Source organism: Candidatus Methylomirabilota bacterium (assembly GCA_035260325.1).
GTDB lineage: Bacteria > Methylomirabilota > Methylomirabilia > Rokubacteriales > CSP1-6 > AR19.
In genome coordinates this window covers 1-18,814 of sequence record DATFVL010000040.1, presented here as the reverse complement: position 1 = coordinate 18,814, position 18,814 = coordinate 1, and the positions used below count along the sequence as shown (strand labels likewise).

At 71.5% G+C, this 18,814-nt stretch carries 16 protein-coding genes; 3 read left to right on the top strand and 13 right to left on the bottom strand.

From position 1 onward, the window contains the following. The 8 genes from VKG64_03075 to VKG64_03040 form a co-directional block, all read right to left on the bottom strand. The coding region (locus VKG64_03075) for a methyltransferase domain-containing protein (GenBank protein HKB24012.1) at positions 1-238 on the bottom strand (238 nt) is incomplete at its 3' end. Next, positions 235-1,686, bottom strand: a complete 1,452-nt coding sequence (locus tag VKG64_03070; protein HKB24011.1) for an oligosaccharide flippase family protein — start codon at positions 1,684-1,686, stop codon at positions 235-237. The genes VKG64_03075 and VKG64_03070, both read right to left, overlap by 4 nt. Beyond that, positions 1,683-2,213, bottom strand: coding sequence for an HAD-IIIA family hydrolase (locus tag VKG64_03065; protein HKB24010.1), 531 nt, complete (start codon positions 2,211-2,213; stop codon positions 1,683-1,685). Before VKG64_03065 ends, VKG64_03070 begins: the two co-directional genes overlap by 4 nt. Before the next feature lie 14 nt (positions 2,214-2,227). Beyond that, the gene (locus tag VKG64_03060; protein HKB24009.1) at positions 2,228-3,541 is read right to left on the bottom strand and encodes an O-antigen ligase family protein; all 1,314 of its coding nucleotides are present in this window, start codon (positions 3,539-3,541) and stop codon (positions 2,228-2,230) included. A 21-nt stretch (positions 3,542-3,562) separates the two neighbouring features. Continuing rightward, positions 3,563-6,712, bottom strand: a complete 3,150-nt coding sequence (locus VKG64_03055; GenBank protein HKB24008.1) for a polysaccharide biosynthesis tyrosine autokinase — start codon at positions 6,710-6,712, stop codon at positions 3,563-3,565. 19 nt (positions 6,713-6,731) lie between these two features. Continuing rightward, positions 6,732-7,895, bottom strand: a complete 1,164-nt coding sequence (locus tag VKG64_03050) for an HD domain-containing phosphohydrolase (protein ID HKB24007.1) — start codon at positions 7,893-7,895, stop codon at positions 6,732-6,734. Beyond that, positions 7,895-8,701, bottom strand: coding sequence for an AAA family ATPase (locus tag VKG64_03045; protein HKB24006.1), 807 nt, complete (start codon positions 8,699-8,701; stop codon positions 7,895-7,897). The genes VKG64_03050 and VKG64_03045 overlap by 1 nt, the downstream gene beginning before the upstream one ends. 3 nt (positions 8,702-8,704) lie before the next feature. Next, a complete protein-coding gene (locus VKG64_03040) occupies positions 8,705-10,120 on the bottom strand; it encodes an SLBB domain-containing protein (protein ID HKB24005.1) in 1,416 nt (471 codons plus the stop codon). A 409-nt stretch (positions 10,121-10,529) separates the two neighbouring features. On the opposite strand from VKG64_03040, the gene VKG64_03035 reads away from it, so the two are divergent. After that, positions 10,530-11,609 (top strand): trypsin-like peptidase domain-containing protein, encoded by a 1,080-nt coding sequence (locus VKG64_03035; protein HKB24004.1) that lies wholly within the window; start codon positions 10,530-10,532, stop codon positions 11,607-11,609. Positions 11,610-11,660: 51 nt separating this feature from the next. On the opposite strand, the gene VKG64_03030 is transcribed toward VKG64_03035, so the two are convergent. The 3 genes from VKG64_03030 to VKG64_03020 all read right to left on the bottom strand — a co-directional run bounded on the left by VKG64_03030 (position 11,661) and on the right by VKG64_03020 (position 13,454). Continuing rightward, positions 11,661-12,488, bottom strand: coding sequence for a cytidylate kinase family protein (locus VKG64_03030; protein ID HKB24003.1), 828 nt, complete (start codon positions 12,486-12,488; stop codon positions 11,661-11,663). Between the two features lie 3 nt (positions 12,489-12,491). After that, positions 12,492-12,689, bottom strand: coding sequence for a hypothetical protein (locus VKG64_03025; protein HKB24002.1), 198 nt, complete (start codon positions 12,687-12,689; stop codon positions 12,492-12,494). 72 nt (positions 12,690-12,761) lie between these two features. Beyond that, positions 12,762-13,454, bottom strand: coding sequence for a GvpL/GvpF family gas vesicle protein (locus VKG64_03020; protein ID HKB24001.1), 693 nt, complete (start codon positions 13,452-13,454; stop codon positions 12,762-12,764). A 117-nt stretch (positions 13,455-13,571) separates the two neighbouring features. On the opposite strand from VKG64_03020, the gene VKG64_03015 reads away from it, so the two are divergent. After that, the gene (locus VKG64_03015; protein ID HKB24000.1) at positions 13,572-14,303 is read left to right on the top strand and encodes a hypothetical protein; all 732 of its coding nucleotides are present in this window, start codon (positions 13,572-13,574) and stop codon (positions 14,301-14,303) included. Here the strand turns inward: VKG64_03015 and VKG64_03010 are convergent. Beyond that, positions 14,286-16,172, bottom strand: coding sequence for a tetratricopeptide repeat protein (locus VKG64_03010; GenBank protein HKB23999.1), 1,887 nt, complete (start codon positions 16,170-16,172; stop codon positions 14,286-14,288). The genes VKG64_03015 and VKG64_03010 overlap by 18 nt on opposite strands. Then, on the bottom strand, positions 16,169-16,570 hold the full coding sequence (locus tag VKG64_03005) for a RidA family protein (GenBank protein HKB23998.1): 402 nt from the start codon (positions 16,568-16,570) through the stop codon (positions 16,169-16,171). The genes VKG64_03010 and VKG64_03005 overlap by 4 nt, the downstream gene beginning before the upstream one ends. A 973-nt stretch (positions 16,571-17,543) precedes the next feature. On the opposite strand from VKG64_03005, the gene VKG64_03000 reads away from it, so the two are divergent. Continuing rightward, on the top strand, positions 17,544-18,239 hold the full coding sequence (locus VKG64_03000; GenBank protein HKB23997.1) for an outer membrane beta-barrel protein: 696 nt from the start codon (positions 17,544-17,546) through the stop codon (positions 18,237-18,239). The last annotated feature ends 575 nt before the right edge of the window (positions 18,240-18,814 follow it).

Here is an 18,814-nt window from a genome sequence, read left to right as displayed (position 1 = left end):
GGAAGCACTCGTGCGGGATCTCGAGGTGCCTGAGATCCACGTACTCGCCGTCGATCCCGAGGATCGTTCGCACCCCGCGCTCTCTGAACACCGCGAGCCAGCTGCCCACGCCGCACCCGACGTCGACGACGCTCGCGGGGGAGACGAGCTCGAGGACCAGCGGCACGACGCGCTCGGCCGAGCGCCGGGCGGTCTTCCGGAGGCCCTCGAAGAACTCCGGCGGGTAGCCCTGGGTCATCCCTGGAGCGCCGTGCGCCAGTCCGCCACGAGCTCGACGCGCCACGCCGCGCCGCCCAGGAGCAGGACCAGACCGACGTAGGCCGCGAGCGACACGCCACCGCCGATGAGCAGCGAGAGGAGATCGTGGATCCACACCTCGGCCAGCGTCCCGAACGCGAGCGCGCTCAAGAGGGCGGCGGCGAATGGGACGCGGACCGCCGGCAGGAAGCGGATCGGGACCGAGCGGCGTAGCACGAGCAGCGGGGCCACGCTCGTGAGAGACACGCCGACGCTCGCGACGGCGAAGCCGAGGAAGCCGAGCCGAGGGACCAGCGCCAGCGTGAGGCTCCAGACGAGCGCCGCCCAGCCGAGGCTCAAGCGGAAGACGAGGTCGGCGCGGCCGAGGCCGTAGAGCGCGTGGACGAGGATCGTGGAGGTTCCGCCCAGGAGCGTGGTGACACAGAAGAGCTGCACCGCGGGGATCGCCGGCACCCACGCGTCTCCGTAGACGAATCTCACGATCGGATCGGCTCCCGCGAGCAGCAGGAGCGCCGCCGGATAGAGCACGGTGGTGATGCGGTTGAGTGCACGCTCGGTCGCTCGCGCGAACCGCGCGGCGTCGTCCTGCACGCGGGACAGAGCCGGAAAGAGGACCTTGCCCGCGATCGTCACGAGCTGAAGCGGCTGGAACGCGAGCGTCAACGCCCAATTGAGGAAGCCGACCCCGGCGACGCCGCTCCACGCCGTGACGACGACCGGCATGCTCGCGTCGCGCGCGGTCGTGACCAGAGCGTTCCCCTGGAACGGCAGGCCGAACCGCAGCACCGGCGCGAGCTCGTGCGTCCGCCAGGCCGGGCGCGGCCGGAGGGGCGCCGCGCCCCAGACGATCGCCACGTTGGCCAGACGCGCGAGGAGCGCGCCCCACACGAAGCTCCAGAGCCCGGCGCCCGCGAAGGCCGCGGCGACCGCGACCGCGTAGAAGACTACGGTGTCGGCGGTCTCGGCGATCGTGAGCGGCAGGTAGGCGAGCTGGCGCTCGAGGAGCACGGCGGCCGGCGTGCGCAGCGAGGCGAGCACGATCAGCGGCGCGAGGCAACGCAGCGGCGCCGTCACGTCGGCGGCGGCGCCGAGCCAGCGCGTGACGACGGGCGCCAGCAAAGCGAGCCCGACGGCCAGCGCGGTCGCGAGCGCGAGGTTCAGGGTGAAGGTCGTGCCCAGCGTGACGGCGGGGTCGAGGTCGCGCCGCTGGACCAGCGCCGCCCCGAGCCCGAGGTCGGAGAGGGTGACACAGAGGCCGATGACGAACGAGAAGATCGCGTAGAACCCGAAATCCGCGGGCGTGAGCAGGCGGGCCAGGGCGATCCCGCCCGCCGCGATCACGAGGAGGCTCGCGACCCGCTGCGCCGCGAGCAGGATGAAGCCCCGGAGGGTCCGGCCGCGGAGCCCCGGGGCGCCGGGCGGCGTCATCGTCCTCCGTGCTCGCTCACGTAGGCGCCCACGACGCGCGTCCAGGCGCCCTGCGCCCGGAGGATCAGCTCGACGCACTCGCGGACCGCCCCCCGCCCGCCCGCGGCGCGCGTGACGACGTGGGCGACCGCCTTGACCGGCGGCGCGGCGTCGGCGACCGCGATCGCGAGCCCCACGCGCTGCATCGCGGGGATGTCGAGGAGGTCGTCGCCGACGTACGCCACGGCCTCGGCGGGCAAGCCGAACTCGGCCATGAGCGCCTCCACGGTCTCGCCCTTGCGCCGGGCGCCCAGGACGACCGAGTCCACGCCGAGCTTCGCGCCGCGCGCCTTCGCGATCGGGCTCGACTCGCCCGTCACGATCGCCGTCCGGAGGCCCGCGCGCTTGGCGAGCGCCACCGCGATACCGTCGCGGGTGTTGAACGCCTTCAGCTCGTCGCCGCGCTCCGAGAGGATCATGCGGCCGTCCGTCAGCACGCCGTCCACGTCCATCACGAGGAGCTGGACCCGGCGGGCCCGCTCGCGCACCCTGCGCTGTAGTCTCACGCGACGCGCCGGGCCGTCCGCGCCGGGCGCGCGGGCACCGCCGTCTCCTGCGCTGCCAAGACGGGGAGCGTGACGATCACCGCGGCGAAGAACCAGAAGGGCTCCATGATGCGGACGATGATGAAGGTGTTCGCGCCGATCGCGTGCACGAGGAGCCCGACGAGGCCCGCGACGAAGCCGAGCGCGAGCCCGCGCTCGTCGTCGTCCCGGAGGGAGCGGATCGCGCCGACGCCGTTCCGGAGCACGGACCAGACGAGCCAGAGGAAGGCGCCGAGGCCGAGGATGCCCGTCTCGACGAGCGTCCGCGCGTACTGGGCGTCCATGAACCCGAACCCCGTCACGCCGTAGCCGAGGAAGGGGCGCTTCGCCCAGCCCACCAGCGCCGACTGGACGCTGATGAGGCGCGCGGACGTCGAGGGGTCGAAGGCGATGCGCCCGAGCCGCACCGTCGCCTGGCCGGTCTCCGGCTGGAACGTATAGAGGAGCCGATCCACGACCGGCTTGGGCAGGAGCGTGACGACGAGCGGCGAGGCGACGATCGTCACCACGAGCGCGCTCACGACCAGGCGGCGCCGCGTCGAGAAGACGGCCATCGTCCCGAGGACGAACGGCACCCCGAGGAACGACGCGCGCGAGAGCGTGTAGGCGAAGGGCAGCGACATCAGGACGATGAGGCCGAGGCACGTGGCGCGCACGCGGAAGCGCTTGGTCTCGAGCGCGATGCCGCCGGCGATCGCCATCATCAGGAGGAGGTAGCCGCCGAAGGTGTTCGGCTCGCCCTCCCGGCCCTCGAACGGCGCGGACACGCGCTGGCCCGACGGGATCTGCGCGGCGCCGATGAGGCTGACGATGATGGCGGTGAGGAACGCGGCGGTCACGAGGCGCCACGCCTGCGGGCGGTCCCCGAGGTTGTTCACGACCATGTAGTAGACGACGAAGTACTCGACGTACTTCAGGACGTAGAAGAAGCCGCCGAGGCCGCCGACGGTGCCCGTCGCGTAGCCGACGAGCGTCGCGATCGCGGTCGCCGCGATGTAGATCGAGATCGCCTGGTTGAGCGGCGTCTTCACCGTCAGGCCGAGCTCCTTGTTCACCGCGGTCTTCGCGAACCAGCTGAACGCGACGACGAGCAGCAGGACGTCCTCGGTCCGGACGATGATGCGGCGGCCCTCGGCGAGCCCGCCGCCGGCCGAGCCGAGCTCGGGCGACAGGAGCATCGAGAAGATGACGAGGTAGAGCCCGACCTCCGTCTTGATGAAGACGACGAGGAACACCGCGAGGGCGATCGCCAGGACGAACGCGAAGTCCATCGGCCGGCCGGGTGCGGGGCGCTACTTCGCCCGGACGACCTGGTTCGCGAGCCCGGCGCGCATCAGCTCCTCGCTCTTCGCCCGCGCCTCCTCGGCCGTCGCGAAGTTCCCGTGCCGGATCGTGAACGTCGTCGCCTCCCCCGGTTGCGCCGCCACGCGCACCTGGTAGCCGGCGGCGCGCAGCCGCTCGGCCAGCTGCACCGCGCCGCGCAGCGGCAGCGGCGCGCCGACGCGTACGCCGAGCGGCTCGGCGCTGCCCACCACGACCGCGTCGCCGAAGCCCTGCGCGCGCAGGGCGGCGACGACCGCCTGCGCCTCGCGCGCGCTCGGGACCTTCTCGACGACCACCGCGTAGACGGCGGCGCCGGTCTGCCGCTGGCGCGAGCGCGCGGTCGCGTAGCCCGCCTGGCTCAGCCGGCGCTCGACGCGATCGGCTTCCGCCTGCGTGACGAACGGCCCGAACTCGAGCGCGAAGCGCACGCCCGTCGCCGGCGGCGGCGTCGTGGACACGGCGGGGGCGGACGGTGCGGGGGCCGGGCTCGGCGGCGCGCTGCGCGCGGGTGCGGGAGCGGGCGCGGAGGGCGCCGGAGCCACGGGCGCGCGAGCCGGCGCCGGCGTCACGAGAGCCGGAGCGGGGGGCGCGCCGGGCGCGGGCACGGTGGGCCTGGGCGTGTCGAGCTTCTGGCGAAGGAGGAGGAGCGCCTTCGGCCGGAGGTCGGCCGGCAGCCATCCCGCCAGCCAGCCCGCGCGCCAGGCAAAGACGCCCGCCGCCGCAGCGCCCGCGAGCACGACGACCAAGGCGAGCAAGAAGCCGCGACGCGCGCCGCGGCGCGGTTTCCGGGCGGGGCGCGCCGGAGGCTCGACGGCGGCCGGCGGGCGCTCGACCGCCGCCGCCGCGGCCGGCGGTTGCGGCGTCTCGGGCGGGAGCTCGACGCCCGCCCTCTCCTTCGGCGCCTCGCCGCGCCGCAGGAGCCTGCGGAAGAAGCCGCCGACCCGCTGCAAGCGCTCCTTCCCGGGGTCGACGACCGTCTCCTCGCCGTAGTAGTGCGTGTAGTAGTGCGTGTACGCGTAGCCGGCGATCTCGGTCTTCACGTCGTTGAGGACGACGCCCCAGACCTTCCCGCCGACGTTCTCGATGTGGATCTTTGCGCGCTTCAGGACGAGGCGTCCGACCTTGCCCGCCTGATACACGAGGACGACGCCGTCCGCCTGCGAGGAGACGATCGCCGAGTCGGTGACCGGCAGGACCGGCGGCGTGTCGATGAGGACGATGTCGTACTCCTCGCGCACGGTGCGCAGGAACGCGGTCATCGCCGGCGTCGAGAGGAGCTCCGACGGGTTGGCCGGGATCGGCCCCGCCTCGATGATGTGCAGGTTGTCGAGGCCCGGCGCCGACATGACGTCTTCCATCTCGAAGCGGCCCATGAGGATGTCCGCGACCGTCCGGATGCAGTCGCGCCACTGGACGCTACCGACCAGGATGTCGGAGAGGCCGGGCTCGCGCTCGATGCCGAAGAAGCGATGGATGCTCGGGCGACGCATGTTCGAGCCGACGAGCAGCGTCCGCTGGCCGCTCTGCGCCATCGTGATCGCGAGGTTCACGATCGTCGTCGTCTTGCCCTCCTGGAGCGTCGGGCTCGTGATGACGAGGAGCTTGCCGGCGCGCTCCAGGCGCGCGAACTGGATGTTCGTCCGGAGCGTGCGGTACGCCTCCGCGACCGGCGACTTCGGATCAAAGTGCGTGATGAGCAGGGCGTGGCTCAGCAGCGCGTCCGGCTCCATCTGCGCCAGCGAGGGGCGCCGCGCCAGGATGCGCTGCACCGTCTCGCGCGCGTCGATGTGCGGTATCACGCCGAGCACGGGCACCTCCAGATATGCCTCGACGTCCTCGATCGTGCCGATCGACGTGTCGAGCGTCTCCTGCACGAACGCCAGGACCAGGCCGAGCGACAGGCCGACGAGCGCGCCGACGAGGACGGTGTTCAGCGCCTCGGTGCCGACCGGCGCCTCCGGCTCGACGGCGGGCCGGACGAGCGTCACCTCCTCGATCTTCTCCGACTCCTTGATCAGCGCCTCCTGGTGCTTCGCCTTCAGGAGCGTGAGGAGGTCGTCGTTGTTCTTCGCCTCCCGCTGGAGGCGCTGCATCGCCAGCTCGACCTCGGGGATCTCACGGTTCTTCTGCAGGAGCTCGCCCATCTGGCGGCTGAGGATCTCCTCGCGGCTCCGGAGCGCCGCGATCTGGGCCGCGACCTCGCGTCGCATCTCCATGCGCACCTCGCGCATGCGGTCCTCGAGCGCCTGGAGCCGCGGGTGCTTGTCGGTCACCTCGAGTGCGAGGTTGTTCCGCTCGAGCAGGAGCTCGGAGTACATCGACTGGAGCCGCTGCACCGCCGGGTTCGTCGTGTCCACGAAGACGCGCTCGGCCGCGCCGACCGTGTCGCTCCGCGCGAGCCGCTGCTGCACGAGCTCGAGCTCGGTCCGCTGCTGGCGGGCCTTCTCGATGTCCCCGCGCACCTGCGTGAAGAGCGAGAGCAGCACGGCCGACTCGGCGCCGGGCGAGATGATCCGGTTGGCCTCCCGGAACGCCCACACCTCCGCCTCGGCGCGCTTGACACGCGCCTCGACGTCCTTGAGCTGGCCCTCGATGAACTTGCGCGCCTCCGTGAGACGGAGGTTCCGCTGCGTGCGGTTGTAGTCGCGGTAGGCGTCGGTCACGGCGTTCGCGATGTCGCGCGCCTCGCGCTGGTTGGTCGAGGTGACCGCGATCTCGAGGATGCTGGTGGTCGGCACGCGCGTGACCTTGATCTTCGAGGCGATCGCGTCGAGCGCCCCCCAGTAGGTCTTCGACTCCCGGAGCGCCTCGCCGGAGACCGTCTGCGGCAGCCGGCCGAGCCGCTTCGCGACCTCCTCGAGGATCGGGTAGCTCTTGATGATCGTGACCTGCGTCTCGATGTTGTCCGCGGTCGAGTACGACAGCACCTCCACCAGGAGGCCCGAGAGCTGCGTGGACTGCTCGTACCTGACCGCGGCGGTCGCCTGGTAGATCGGGACCTTCTGCTTGGCGAACCAGAAGCTGAACAGCGCGACGAGCACCGTCGAGGTGATGATGATCAGCCGGCGGCGGCGGACGATCAGCCAGTAGTCGCGGAGGTTCATCTCGTACTGCGCCACTAGCGAACCTCCCCGGCGCTCACCGCCCGCCCTCCGCGACGGGACCGGTGACGTAGAGGAAGGGCGCCTCGGCGAGGTCCGTCGTCTTCGGCGCGGCCAGGCGGTGGCCCTTGCCGTCGGCGATGATCTCGAGGCGCGGCCGGAGCGGATGGCTCCGGTTCACGGCGACGACACGGCCCACCTCGCCCGTGTTGAGGCGCACGAGCGTGCCCGGCGGGAAGACCGACACCTCGGAGAGCAGCGCCTTCACGAGCGCGGACGGGAAGGACTCGTGCTTCCCGCGCACGATGTCGCGGATCGCCTCGTGCGGCCGGATCCGCGGCCGCGAGGTCGGCGGGACGGTGAGCCCCGCGTACGTGTCCACCAGGCCGAGGATCTTCGCGTCCGGGTTGATCGCCGTGGCGGCGAGCCCCAGCGGGAAGCCCTGCCCCTGCTCGCGCTCGTGGTGATGCAGCACAGCCTCGACCAGCCCCTCGTAGGGCGGTGACCAGCGGCGCAGCTGCTCGGCGCCCAGGCGCGGGTGCGACTGGTACTGCGTCTGCTCCTCGGGCGAGAGCGCGTCGACCTTCCGGAGCACGCCCTCGGGGAGCTGCCAGAGGCCGATGTCGATGAGGCAGCCCGCCATGCCGAGCAGAATGAGCCGCCGGCGCTCGTAGCCGACGTCCATGCCGATCCGGACGGCGAGCACCGCGACGCGGGCCTGGTGGAATGCGAGGTAGTCGACCCCTGGCGGCGCGGCGGGGTTGTTCGCCGCCCAGAAGAGGTCCCCGGAGCGCTCGAGCGACACGACCACGCGCGCCATCAGCCCCTCGAGCTCGGCCCACGGGAACGGCCCGCCCCCGCGCACGAGCTCACGCACCCGCGCGAGAAACTCCTGCAGCTCGCCGTGGAGCGCCTCGACCTTCTCGCCCGGCGCCTCGACCGGCGCGGCCGCCGCGGGGGGCGTCTCCGGCGCCGGGGGCCGCGGCGCGGGCTCGGCCTGCGGCGGCGCCGGGGGCTCGGCCTGCGGCGGCGCCGGGGGCGCCGGCGCGGGTGCCGGGGCCACGGCCGCGAGGCGCGTGCGCGGGAGCGCCGGCGGGACGCCGGTCCCCGAGGCCGGCGCCGGCCGCTCGGCGGCCGGCGCCTTCTCGGCCGCGGGCCTCGGCCTGACGGTGCCGCGGACGAGGTCGCTCATCCGCACCATCAGGAGACTCCCACCATGTCCTTGATGACCTCGGCGATGATCTTCTCCCCGATCTCCTTCACGCGCTTCGAGTAGCCGACGAGGAGGGCGACGTCGCAGAGGTTATTGATCTCGCGCGGGGTGCCGCGCGTGAAATCGAAGATGAGCTTCATCGCCTCCTCGTTGAAGAGCTGTTTCGCCTGGCCCGCCATCTTCAGGCGGTGCGCGATGTAGTTCGCCGTGTGCGCGTAGTCGAGCGTGTTCAGGTGGTAGCGGAGCGTGATCCGCTGGTCGAGGTGCTTCAGGCGCCGCACCTTGCTGGCGAGCTCGGGCGAGCCGATGAGGAGGAGCGTCACGAGGAATCGGTCGTCGGTCTGGAAGTTCAGGAGCAGGCGGAGCTCCTCGAACACGGCATCGTCGTCGATGAGCTGCGCCTCGTCCACGATGACGACGCTGTCGCGCCCGGCCTGGTAGTTCCGGAAGAACACGTCGTTCAGCATGTGGAGGAGCTCGGGCTTGTTCTTCTCCTCCGTCTCCACGCCGAGCTGGTAGAGGACCTCGCGGAGGAAGTCGACCGGCGTCCAGCTCGGGTTCGTCAGGAGCCCGATCTCGTAGCGCTCCGCCTCAAGGCGCTGGATGAGCGCGCGCGAGAGCGTCGTCTTGCCGCACCCGTACTCGCCCGTGAGCATCCCGCAGCCCTTGCGGTGGCGGACCGTGTAGACGAGCCGCACCAGGGCCTCCTCGTGATCGGGCGAGAGATAGAAGAACTTCGGGTTCGGCGAGTTGTCGAAGGGCGGTTCGGTGAGCTCCCAGTACGCTTCGTACATCGCTTACAGGCCGCCGCGGCTCAACGGGCCGTTGAAGAGGATGTAGACACCGGTGTACGCGGTGACGAGCCCCGCGAGGACCGACGCGATCTGCAGATAGTCCTGCCACCACTTCACCGCCACCTCGGGCACCGTGACGACCGCGCCCGGCTCGAGCGGCGGCGCGTCGGCCATCGCGTACGCGCGCCCATTGCGGAAGATCACGGACGTCGCGCGGAGCTTCGCGCGGTTCGTCGGCCCGCCCGCGAGCGTGACGTACTCGCGCGGCGTGAGGTCGGGGCGGTAGTCGAAGCCGCCCGGCAGCTTGACCTCGCCGACAACGTAGATCTTGTCCTCGACGATGGGCAGCTGGAGGACGTCGCCATTCTGGAGGAGGACGTTCTGCGCCTCGTCCTTGTCGACGAGCAGCCGCTGCAGGTCGACCGGGATCCGCTGCCGCGGCCCCGTCTGGCCGCCGCGCTCGATCACCGCGAGCCGCAGGTCGGCGTAGGCGGCGGCGCCGCCGGCGCGCTGGACGATGTCGCGGACGCGGTCGCCCTGCGCGAGCTCGAAGCGCTGCACGATCGTCGCCTTGCCGGCGACGCTCGTCTTGCTCGAGTCCGCCGTGCCGACGAAGGCGCCGCGGACCTCGACGACGTCCTGGAGCACGGAGAGCGGCGGCACGAAGAGCGCGTCGCCGGCCTGGAGCTTCACGTCGGCCGGCGGCAGGAGCGCGGTGAGGAGGTCGAGCGCGAGCGTCTCCTTGCGGCCGTCGGCGCCGACGCGCGTCAGCCGCGCCTCCGTCCCGGCCGCCGCCTGGCCGAGGCCGCCGACGAGCTCGAGCAGCGCGGCGAGCGAGCCGTCCGGCCCGATCTCGTACTCGCCCGGCCGCCGCACGGCGCCTGCGAGCGTCACCGACGGACCCTTGGGCGGCACGACGATCCGCAGGCCCTCCTCGACGAACGGGTTCTGCGAGAGGTCGCCCTTGAGCTCGAAGCGCAGCAGATCGAACTCGGCGTCGGCCTTCCGGCGCACGAGGACGCGGCGCATGCTGCCGCGCGGCGTGACGCCGCCCGCTTCCAGGATGACGTCGTGGAGCCGCCGGGTGGCGGTCACCAGCATCGTGCCGGGCCGGTCGACTTCGCCCGACACGGTGATCTCGAAGGCGCGCGGCGCGGCGACGGCAAGCGTGATCTCCACGAACTTGTACACGGCGTGCGCGCGCTCGGCGACGCGGCGATGCGCCTCGAGCAGCGTGAGGCCCGCGAGCGGGATCGAGCCGATGGGCGGCATGCTGATCGCGCCCTCGAGGTCGACGACGACCTGGGAGCGGATGACCTCGAGGCGGCCCGCGATCTGCACGTCCAGGACGTCGCCGGGACCCAGCCGGTAGTCGGGGCCGGGGATGGTGCGGCTCCCCGGGGGGATCGGGACGGGCACCGAGCCCCGAACAGGGACCGACGTCGCGGGCACCGGCAGAACCGGGGCGGGCTGCTGTGCCGCCCCCAGACCTGGCGCCAGCAGGGACAAGATCAGTGTGACGCAGAAGGTCCTGCGTAAGAAATGCCGTATCATATGGGTTCTGAAGACTTCGTTAACTATTACGTCATTGTCGCTTTTCGAGCTTTGGAGCGTCAAGGAAAATACATGATTGCAATAGTTTCCTTGACACTCGGCCTCCGCGGTCGCTAACATTCTCCTCCGCCCCCGCGCCGAGCGCGAGCCGGCCGCGGAAGCGAGCCCGATGCCCTCAAAGACTGGCCGCGCGATCCTCGTCTTCAGCGCCAGTTTCGCCTTTGCCGGCGCTGGGTTCTGGACGCACGCGATCCTCTATACCGGCCGTGCCGCAGTGCGTGAGATCGCGCCGACCCCCGTCTCCCCCGCCGACGCGCTCCAGTCGGCCTTCGTCCAGGTCGCCGAGCGCGTCCGGCCCGCCGTCGTGCACATCGGGACCGTACAGGTTGCCCGTCCCCGGCGGGCGCCCGCGATCCCGGGACCGTTCGCCGACGATCCGGCCTTCAAGGACTTCTTCGACCAGTTCTTCGGCCGTGGTCCGGGCCGGCGCGAGGAGTTCCACCAGCCAGGACTGGGCTCGGGCGTGATCATCGACAAGCGCGGCTACGTGCTCACCAACCTCCACGTCGTCCGCGGCGCCGACGGCGTGACCGTGCGGCTCGCCTCGAAGGAGGAGTTCCGCGGACGGATCGTCGGCTCCGACGCGAAGACCGACCTCGCGGTGATCCGCTTCGAGCCGACCGTGCCGCTCACGGTGGCGGCGCTCGGCGACTCCGACGCGCTGCGGGTCGGCGAGTGGGCGATCGCGATCGGCAACCCGTTCGGGCTCGACCAGACCGTGACGGTCGGCGTCGTCAGCGCCACCGGGCGTGCCGACGTCGGCATCTCGACCTACGAGAACTTCATCCAGACCGACGCGTCGATCAACCCCGGCAACTCCGGCGGTCCGCTCGTGAACCTCAGGGGCGAGGTGATCGGCATCAACACGGCCATCGTCGCGACCGGCCAGGGCATCGGCTTCGCGATCCCGGCCAACATGGTCCGGCGCGTCACGAGCCAGCTCATCGATCGCGGCCGCGTGACCCGCGGCTGGATCGGCGTCGCCATGCAGCCGCTGACGCCGGAGCTCGCGCAGGCGCTCGGGATGCGGGACACGCACGGCGCCGTCGTCGCGCGCGTGTACCCGGGGAGCCCCGCCGCCGCGGCCGGCCTCCAGCAGAACGACGTGATCGTCACCTTCCAGGGCACGACCGTGGACGACTATCACCACCTCCAGCGCCTTTCGGCGGACGCCGAGGTGGGCCGGGCGGTGACGCTCGGCCTCGTGCGCAACAAGGAGCGCAAGAGCGTCCAGCTCACGATCGCCGAGGCGCCGGACCGCGCGGGCGCCGACGCCCCGGGGCCGCGACGCTGACGGCCGAACTTTGGGGGGGTATGGGGGGCCATGTCGGGACCCCCCATGTCGCTAGGCGACGAAGGGCGGGATCGGCGGGATCTCGAGCTGCTGGGTCTTGACCTCCTTCACCCCGGGGACAGTGCGCGCCACCCCGACCGCGCGGTCCAGCGCGGCGGTGCCCTCGAGCGTGATCACGCCGCCCTGCGCCTCGACGGTGATCCGGTACCGGCGCGTTTCCGGGTGCGTGGCGAGCGCGACCTGCACGCGGGAGGCGAGGGCCCGCGAGGCGACGAGCTGCTGCCCCTCCGGGCTCGTCGCCATCTCCGGGCGACGCACGAGCCCGGCGAGCATCTCGACCACCGCGCCGTACACGAGCTTCTCGACGTTCACGATAAGCTCGTAGAGGTTCGGGTCCGAGATGTCCACCTCGTAGAGATAGCGCATCCGGCCCGCCTTCTCCGAGTCGTCGCGCCGCACGAAGTCGGCGGCCGCGCGCTGCGTGGGCGCCTCGCCCGTCATCTCGGCGGTGCGCTTGATCCACTGCTTCACGCGATGCTCGAACGGCGCGATCAGGCGCACCCGCAGCGCGTGCGGCACGCCGCGCAGGAGCCACTGGCCGCCGCCGCGCATGAGCACGGCGTTGTCCAGCTCGGCGAACTCGAGGAGCGTCGTCTGGAGGACGGTGATGTGGTGCCGGGTCTCGGTGTCGAACCGCTCGAAGAGGGTCGGCTTCGACTCATCGAGGTGCGAGAGCCGCTCCTCGGCGAGCCCGTACCGGCGCGCCGCGTCGAGCAGGAGCTCCTGGTTCACGTAGCGATAGCCGAGCCGCTGCCCGAGCGCCATGCCGATCTCCGGGCCGCCCGCGCCCATCTGGTGCGAGATCACGAGTATGGCCATGGCTCACCCCCGCCGGTACTTTTCCTTGAGCGCCGTCGGGGCGATGGCGATGCACTTGCCGCCGACGTCGTCCAAGATGTACACCTCGTCCGTCAGCGATCCGCTCGCGAACACCTCGAACACCTCGAGCGCCGCCTCGAGCGTCGCGTCCGGGCGCTTCTCCATCATTTCCTCGACGGCGGCGCGGCGCAGCCGCTTCATCCCCACCCTCCTGGGCCGTCGAGCCTATCCCACAACGCCACGGCGGGGCAAGGCGCGCCGGCGCGCCCGGTCCTAGCCGAGCCGGCGCTCCCCGGACGGCGGGGCCGCCGGCACGCGCGCGAGCGGCAGGCGATCGAAATTTCCGGCGAAGGAGTAGGCGGGCCACGGCCCCGTCGGGACCACCGCGATCCCCGCGGCGTGCGACGCGACCGGTGCGATGCGCGCGAGGAAGGCGTGCACCTCCTGCCGCGGGACGAGGAACGCGACCGAGCCGGCGATGTTGTCGCCGTGGGCCGAGGAGGAGAAGCGCCAGCGGGCCACGCCGGCGCGCTCGACAAGGCGCTCGGCGAGGTCGCCGAGCTCCGCGGCCCCGGGCGCGCCGCCGGCGCACTCGGGGCACGCGCGGTCCGCGCCGTGCCCGCAGTGGAGCCGCAGGAGCTTGACGCTCATCTCCACCTGGCCGCGCAGCTCGGTCAGGGTCGTGCGGATCCGCGTCCGGTGCGCCTCGAGCCAGTCGGGGAGCTCCGTCGCCGGCACCACGGTGCCGAAGCGGAACGGGAGGACCGCGGCCGCGTCGAGCGTCGAGCTGACCACGTCGTGGTGGCTCGCGAGCGTCCGCGCGTTGGCCTCGGGCACGCCCTCGCACGGGCTCGCGAGGAGGGTCAGCTCGTCCACGGGGCGCGCCGCGACGGCGCCGAGGGACGACGCGGGCGTGCGCCAGAACGCCGGAAGGCGCTCGACGATCGCGAAGAGGTGCTGGTACATCCCCTGCCCTCTCGCCCCGGCCGGGGCGCGGAACCGTTGCGAACCGTCTCGGTAGTCCCCCGAGCCTACGGACGGGGCGGGTCCACGTCAAGCGTCATGACATAATGAGCCTCGACCGTGCGGAAGCGGCCCCGTCCTCCGACGCCGGCTCTCGTCCTCGCCGCCGCGGCGCTCCTGGGGCTCGTCGGGAGCGCGTTCGCGGCCCGGCCGGCCCTCACGCTGCCCGCCGACCTGGCGCCGGCCGAGCGGCTCCTCCTCGCCGAGGTCAGCGAGCAGGCCTCGGTCGCGACGCGCGCGGACGGCGAGCCCTTCGTCACGCGGCGCGACGTCTTCGAGTACCTCCTCGACCACCCCGAGCTCGCGGCCCACGTCACGCGCGCGCTCAAGCTCGCGCGGTATCGGATCTGGCGCGACGCCGGCGGGCTCTGGCTCGACGACGGCTGGGGCGCGACCGGGCGGTTCATGGTCGTCTACGCGACGAGCGGCACGCGCATGATGTACGCACGCGGCTCCTACAAGACCTGGTTCCTCCCGCGGATCAACGGGCAGGCCGTGGTCGTCATCGAGTACGCGGCCCAGCCCGCGCCCGACAGCCGCAGCCTGATCACGACGACGGTCACCGGCTTCGTGAAGCTCGACAGCCGCGTGCTCGAGTGGGCGGGGCGCCTCGCCCACGCGGCCGCGACGGCGAAGGCGGAGAAGGAGGCGCGGACCCTCGTCCGCGTCTTCGCGCGCGCGAGCCGGGGCATCGAGAGCGATCCGGCCGGCGTGTACGCGCTCGTGGCGCGGCACCCCGACGCGCCGGCGCGCGACCTCGAAAAGTTCCGCGAGCTACTGAAGCTTCCCTAGCACGCGCGCGAGCCCTTCGCGGAACCGCGCGACGCCGGGGTTGAGGCGCACCGCCGTCTCGTACGCCGCGCGCGCCTCCGCGAAGCGCCCCTCCTCGTAGAGCGCCCGCCCGAGCCGCGCGTGGGCGTCGGCGTGGTCGGGCCGGCGCGCCACGACGGCACGCGCCGCCTCGCGGAGCGCGCGGAAGCGGCCCTGCGCCTCGAGCGCGTCCCAGAGGACGAAGTGCGCGCGCGCCTCGTCGAAGTCGAGCCGGATCGCCTCGCGACACGCGGCCTCTGCCTCCGCTTGGCGCCCGAGCGCCTGCAGCACGCCGCCCAGCCCCGTCTGCGCCGTCACCGACTCGGGCGCGATGCGCGTGGCGGCGCGGTAGACGGCCTCGGCCTCCGCCCAGCGCCCGCGTTCGACGAACATCTCGCCGAGGTCGCAGTGGGCGCGCACGTAGTCGGGCTTGAGCCGGATCGCCTCGCGGAATGCCGTCTCGGCGAGGTCGTAGCGGCCCTGCCAGTAGAGCGACACGCCGAGCCCGCGGTGGAGCGCGGGGTGCCGCGGCCGGAGCGGGAGCGCCTCGCGATAGGCCGCTTCCGCCTCGGCGTGGCGGCCCTGGCGCCCGAGGCCGAGCGCGAAGTTGGCGCGCGCCTTGAGCGAGTCGGGCTTGAGGCGCACCGCCTCGCGCAGCGCCGTCTCCGCGTCCGCGTGGCGCCCTTGCCGGCCGAGCGCGACGCCGAGCTCGTAGTGGAGGTCGGCGTCGTCGGGCCGGAACGCGAGCGCCCGGCGGAACGCGTCGGCGGCGGCCGCGTAGTCGCCGGCGGCGCCGAGGGCGAGTCCGCGGCCCGCGAGGAGGTCGGCGTCGTCGGGCGTCACCCGGAGCGCGTCCGCGTACGTCGCCGCCTCCTCCGCCCACCGGCCCTGGCGCCGCAGCGTCGCCGCCAGGCCGAGGTACGAACGCACGTGGCGCGAGCGCAGACGGATGGCGGCGCGGAACGCCGCCGCGGCCTCGTCGTGGTGGCCGTGGCGCTCGAGGGCGACGCCGAGGTGGTGGTGGGAGCGCGCGTCGCGGGGCGCCCAGCGGATCGCCTCGCGGAACGCCGCGACGGCCTCCCCGTAGCGGTGGCGGCGCCGCAGCGCGAGGCCGAGCCGCTGGTGGAGGCTCGCGTCGTCGGGACAGACGCGCACCGCCTCGCGGTAGGCGTCGATCGCCTCGGCGAGGCGGCCCTGGCGCTCGAGAGCGAGGCCCCAGCCGAGCCGCGCCCTCGCGTGCCGCGGGTGCTCCGCGAGCGCCGCGCGGAACGCCTCGGCCGCCTCCGCGTACTTCGCCTGCTGGTAGAGCGCGACGGCCAGCTCGACTCGCGACGTCGCGGCGCGGCGCGGCGCCTCGCGGTGGATCGCCTCGGCCTCCGCCGGCCGGCGCTGACGGCGGAGCACCGTGCCGAGGTTCGCGCGGGCCACCGGATCGCCCGGCCGCAGCCGGAGCGCCTCGCGGAGCGCCGCCTCGGCGTCCGCCCACGCGCCCTGCCGCGCGAGCGCCAGGCCGAGGCTCACGTGAGCCTTCGCGAAGTCGGGACGCAGGCGGACCGCCTCGGCGAAGGCCGCGGCCGCCTCAGCGTACCGCCCCTGCTCGAAGAGCGCGCCGCCGAGCTCCACGCGCGCCGACGCGCTCGCCGGCGCGAGCGCGACCGCGCGTCGGAACGCCGCTTCCGCCTCGTCGGGGCGGCGCTGCCGCCGCAGCGCCCAGCCGAGCCCGACGTGCGCCTGCGCGTCGTCGGGGCGGCGGCCGAGCGCCTCGCGGTACGCCGCCTCGGCATCGGCCCAGCGCCCCTGCGCGCTGAGCGCGCGCGCCCGATCGAGGATCGGCGCGATCCCCTCGGTCATCCAGGCAGGACGGCGATCGCCTCGATCTCCACCAGCAGGTCGTCGCGCACGAGGCGCGAGATCTCGACCAGCGTGCTGGCCGGGCGGTGCGTGCCGAAGTACTCCGTGCGGGCGACGTTGATCTTCTCGCGGTCGGCGACGTTCTTCAGGAACACGGTGACCTTGCACACGTCGGCGAACGTCGCGCCGGCCGCGGCCAGGCACCGCTTGAGATTCTCGTGCACCTGGCGGGCCTGCGCGGTGACGTCGGCGCCGCCGACCGTGCGTCCCTGCGCATCCGTCGCGACGCAGCCCGAGACGAAGACGAGGCGTCCCGCCTTGACGACGTGGGTGAAGTGACTGATGGGCTCGGACATGCCGGGCACCCGGATCTCCTCGCGACGACCCAGATCGCTCATCTCACGCTCCGTGCGGTGGGGTGGACGGGAGAGCTGAACAGTGGAGCCGGCGGTGGGACTTGAACCCACGACCTGCTGATTACGAAGAGCCCTCCTGATCCCGAAGCCATCGATATTTCGAAATCGGACACGCCAAAAAGTGGCAGATCGAGGCGAGAAATGCAACCCAGCTGCAACCGAGGGGTGCATTGATGACGTGGCTCTGCTTGTTGCTCTGTTGTGTCCAGTGGTGAAGCGATCGTGCCTCGTGTGGCGGGCTCACGGAGCTTCGGAAGGTGCTCTGAAATCTCAACGAGTGCTGGCTGCGCGGAGTTCGCCGACGAATTGATCAACCAGGTCCGCGTTGGTGTAACGTGGCTCGACCGTCTTCCCGAGCATGCCGGCATGCAACCGGCATCGTAGTATATTGCCCGTATGAGGCTTGGCTGTCACTGGACGCTCCTGCTCGTGCTCTACATCGGAGTCGACTTCGTCGATCCTTCGACCCCCGGCGTCTTTTTCTTCGATAACGACGCGCTCTTCATGGATGGAGTGGTCCAGCCCAGGGGCGAAGTCGTTGCATCGCCAGCACACGCTGAATCCCCTCAGCCTGTCGGCAGAGTGAGCGATGTGATCGAGTCACCGGATGTTTCGTCGAAGCTCATTGTGTTCGCTCCGACTCGGCACGGCCGACGAACACAGTTTCTGCGGGATTCCCCGACGTCGTCCGCCCGACCGTCTGCGTCCGAAGACCACTAGCCCCTCGTCTCGCTCTCGTCAACCCAGCGCTGGCTCCAAGGGCCCGGCACCCGGCTCGACATGGGAGACATCCAGACCGTTTCGATGGGGAGGTCATGAAGTCGAGCGGCACATTGATCAACCGATACGAGAGTGTTCCGCAACCACGTCGATGCTTTGACCGTCAGCGGTGAACCGGCTGGCTAGGGAGCAGAGACGTTCTGCCCATATGCTCCCGGCCAAATCACTCGTCACGATGGCGGTCGCGCTGACCTGGCTTGTCGTCGGCGTGTGTCCCGCAGCCGCAGAGTGGTTCACCGACCTGTACGGCGGCATGAGTGTCACCGAGAGCCATCATTTTTCCCTCGACGGGCATCTTGATGGCGTGGCCACGGCCGGCCTGGTCTCGAATGTCAGCTTCGATAAATCGTTCTCGGTGGGCGGCCGCGTTGGGCATTGGTTCGAGTCCCCCAAGTTCTTCGGGCTCAGCCTAGACGTGTCCCATTTTCGACCAGACATCGGCGCTCAGACCAAGATAGGAAAGGGGACGATCACCGATACCAGGGGGGTCCTGTTCAAGGCCCCAATCAACGTCTCCGGCGCAGGGCCCGTGAAATTCCGGGAGGTCGATTTCTTCATCACCGCGGTTTCCTTCGACCTGATGCTCCGGTGGCCGATGCTCGTGAGCACGGACTTCCCTCATGGCCAGCTCCAGCCGTACCTGACGATCGGACCGGGGTTCTACATCCAGCATCTCGAGGGCTTCGACACGCGCGCGACCCATGGCCTGAAAGTGGGAGGCGGCGTGGCGTGGGAATTCACGGGGAGCATCGCCCTCTTCGCCGAGTATCGGTATACCCACGTCCGGGCGGCGCTCGACTCGGGGGAGATCAAGTTCAGAACCCACCTGAGCACGCACCACTTCCTCAGCGGAATCTCGTTCCGCTTTTAGCTCAGAGCGATCTCCTGTCGTCGAAGGAGAGCCAGTCGTGGTAGACCTCGGCGTTGCGCTGTAAAAAGTGATCTAAGCTCCTCGCGGTGAGCAGCTCTTTGGGAGCACTCCAATCACGTACCGTGGCCGGCGGAAGGCGAAGCGTGTGGGGGATCGGCGGGCGGCGGAAGAGGTCGCGTCTAAACTTCGGGGATTTCTCGGGTCGCGAGCTAACTAGCGAGGAAGGCTGGAGCCGGCGGTGGGACTTGAACCCACGACCTGCTGATTACGAATCCCGGTCGGGATTCTCACACGCCGCCGCATCCGAACGCAACGCCGCGTGATTGCGACGAAGTCCCATGACGCCCAACCCGCGTGCATCGCGGTGTATCGGGGTGCGTTGGAACCACACTGGAACCAGCGCGGGTAGACGTTCGAGTGTCACTCCCTCACGCCCGCCCTGCCAGCGCCCGCTTGAGTTGGTCCAAGTGGTTGTCGTCGTGCCAAGCCATGTGGGTCACGATGTCGTTGACAGTCAAACGCCCCCGCTTTGGGTGAATCCCAGCACGACTCCACCGGTCTGGCGTGAGTGCCTT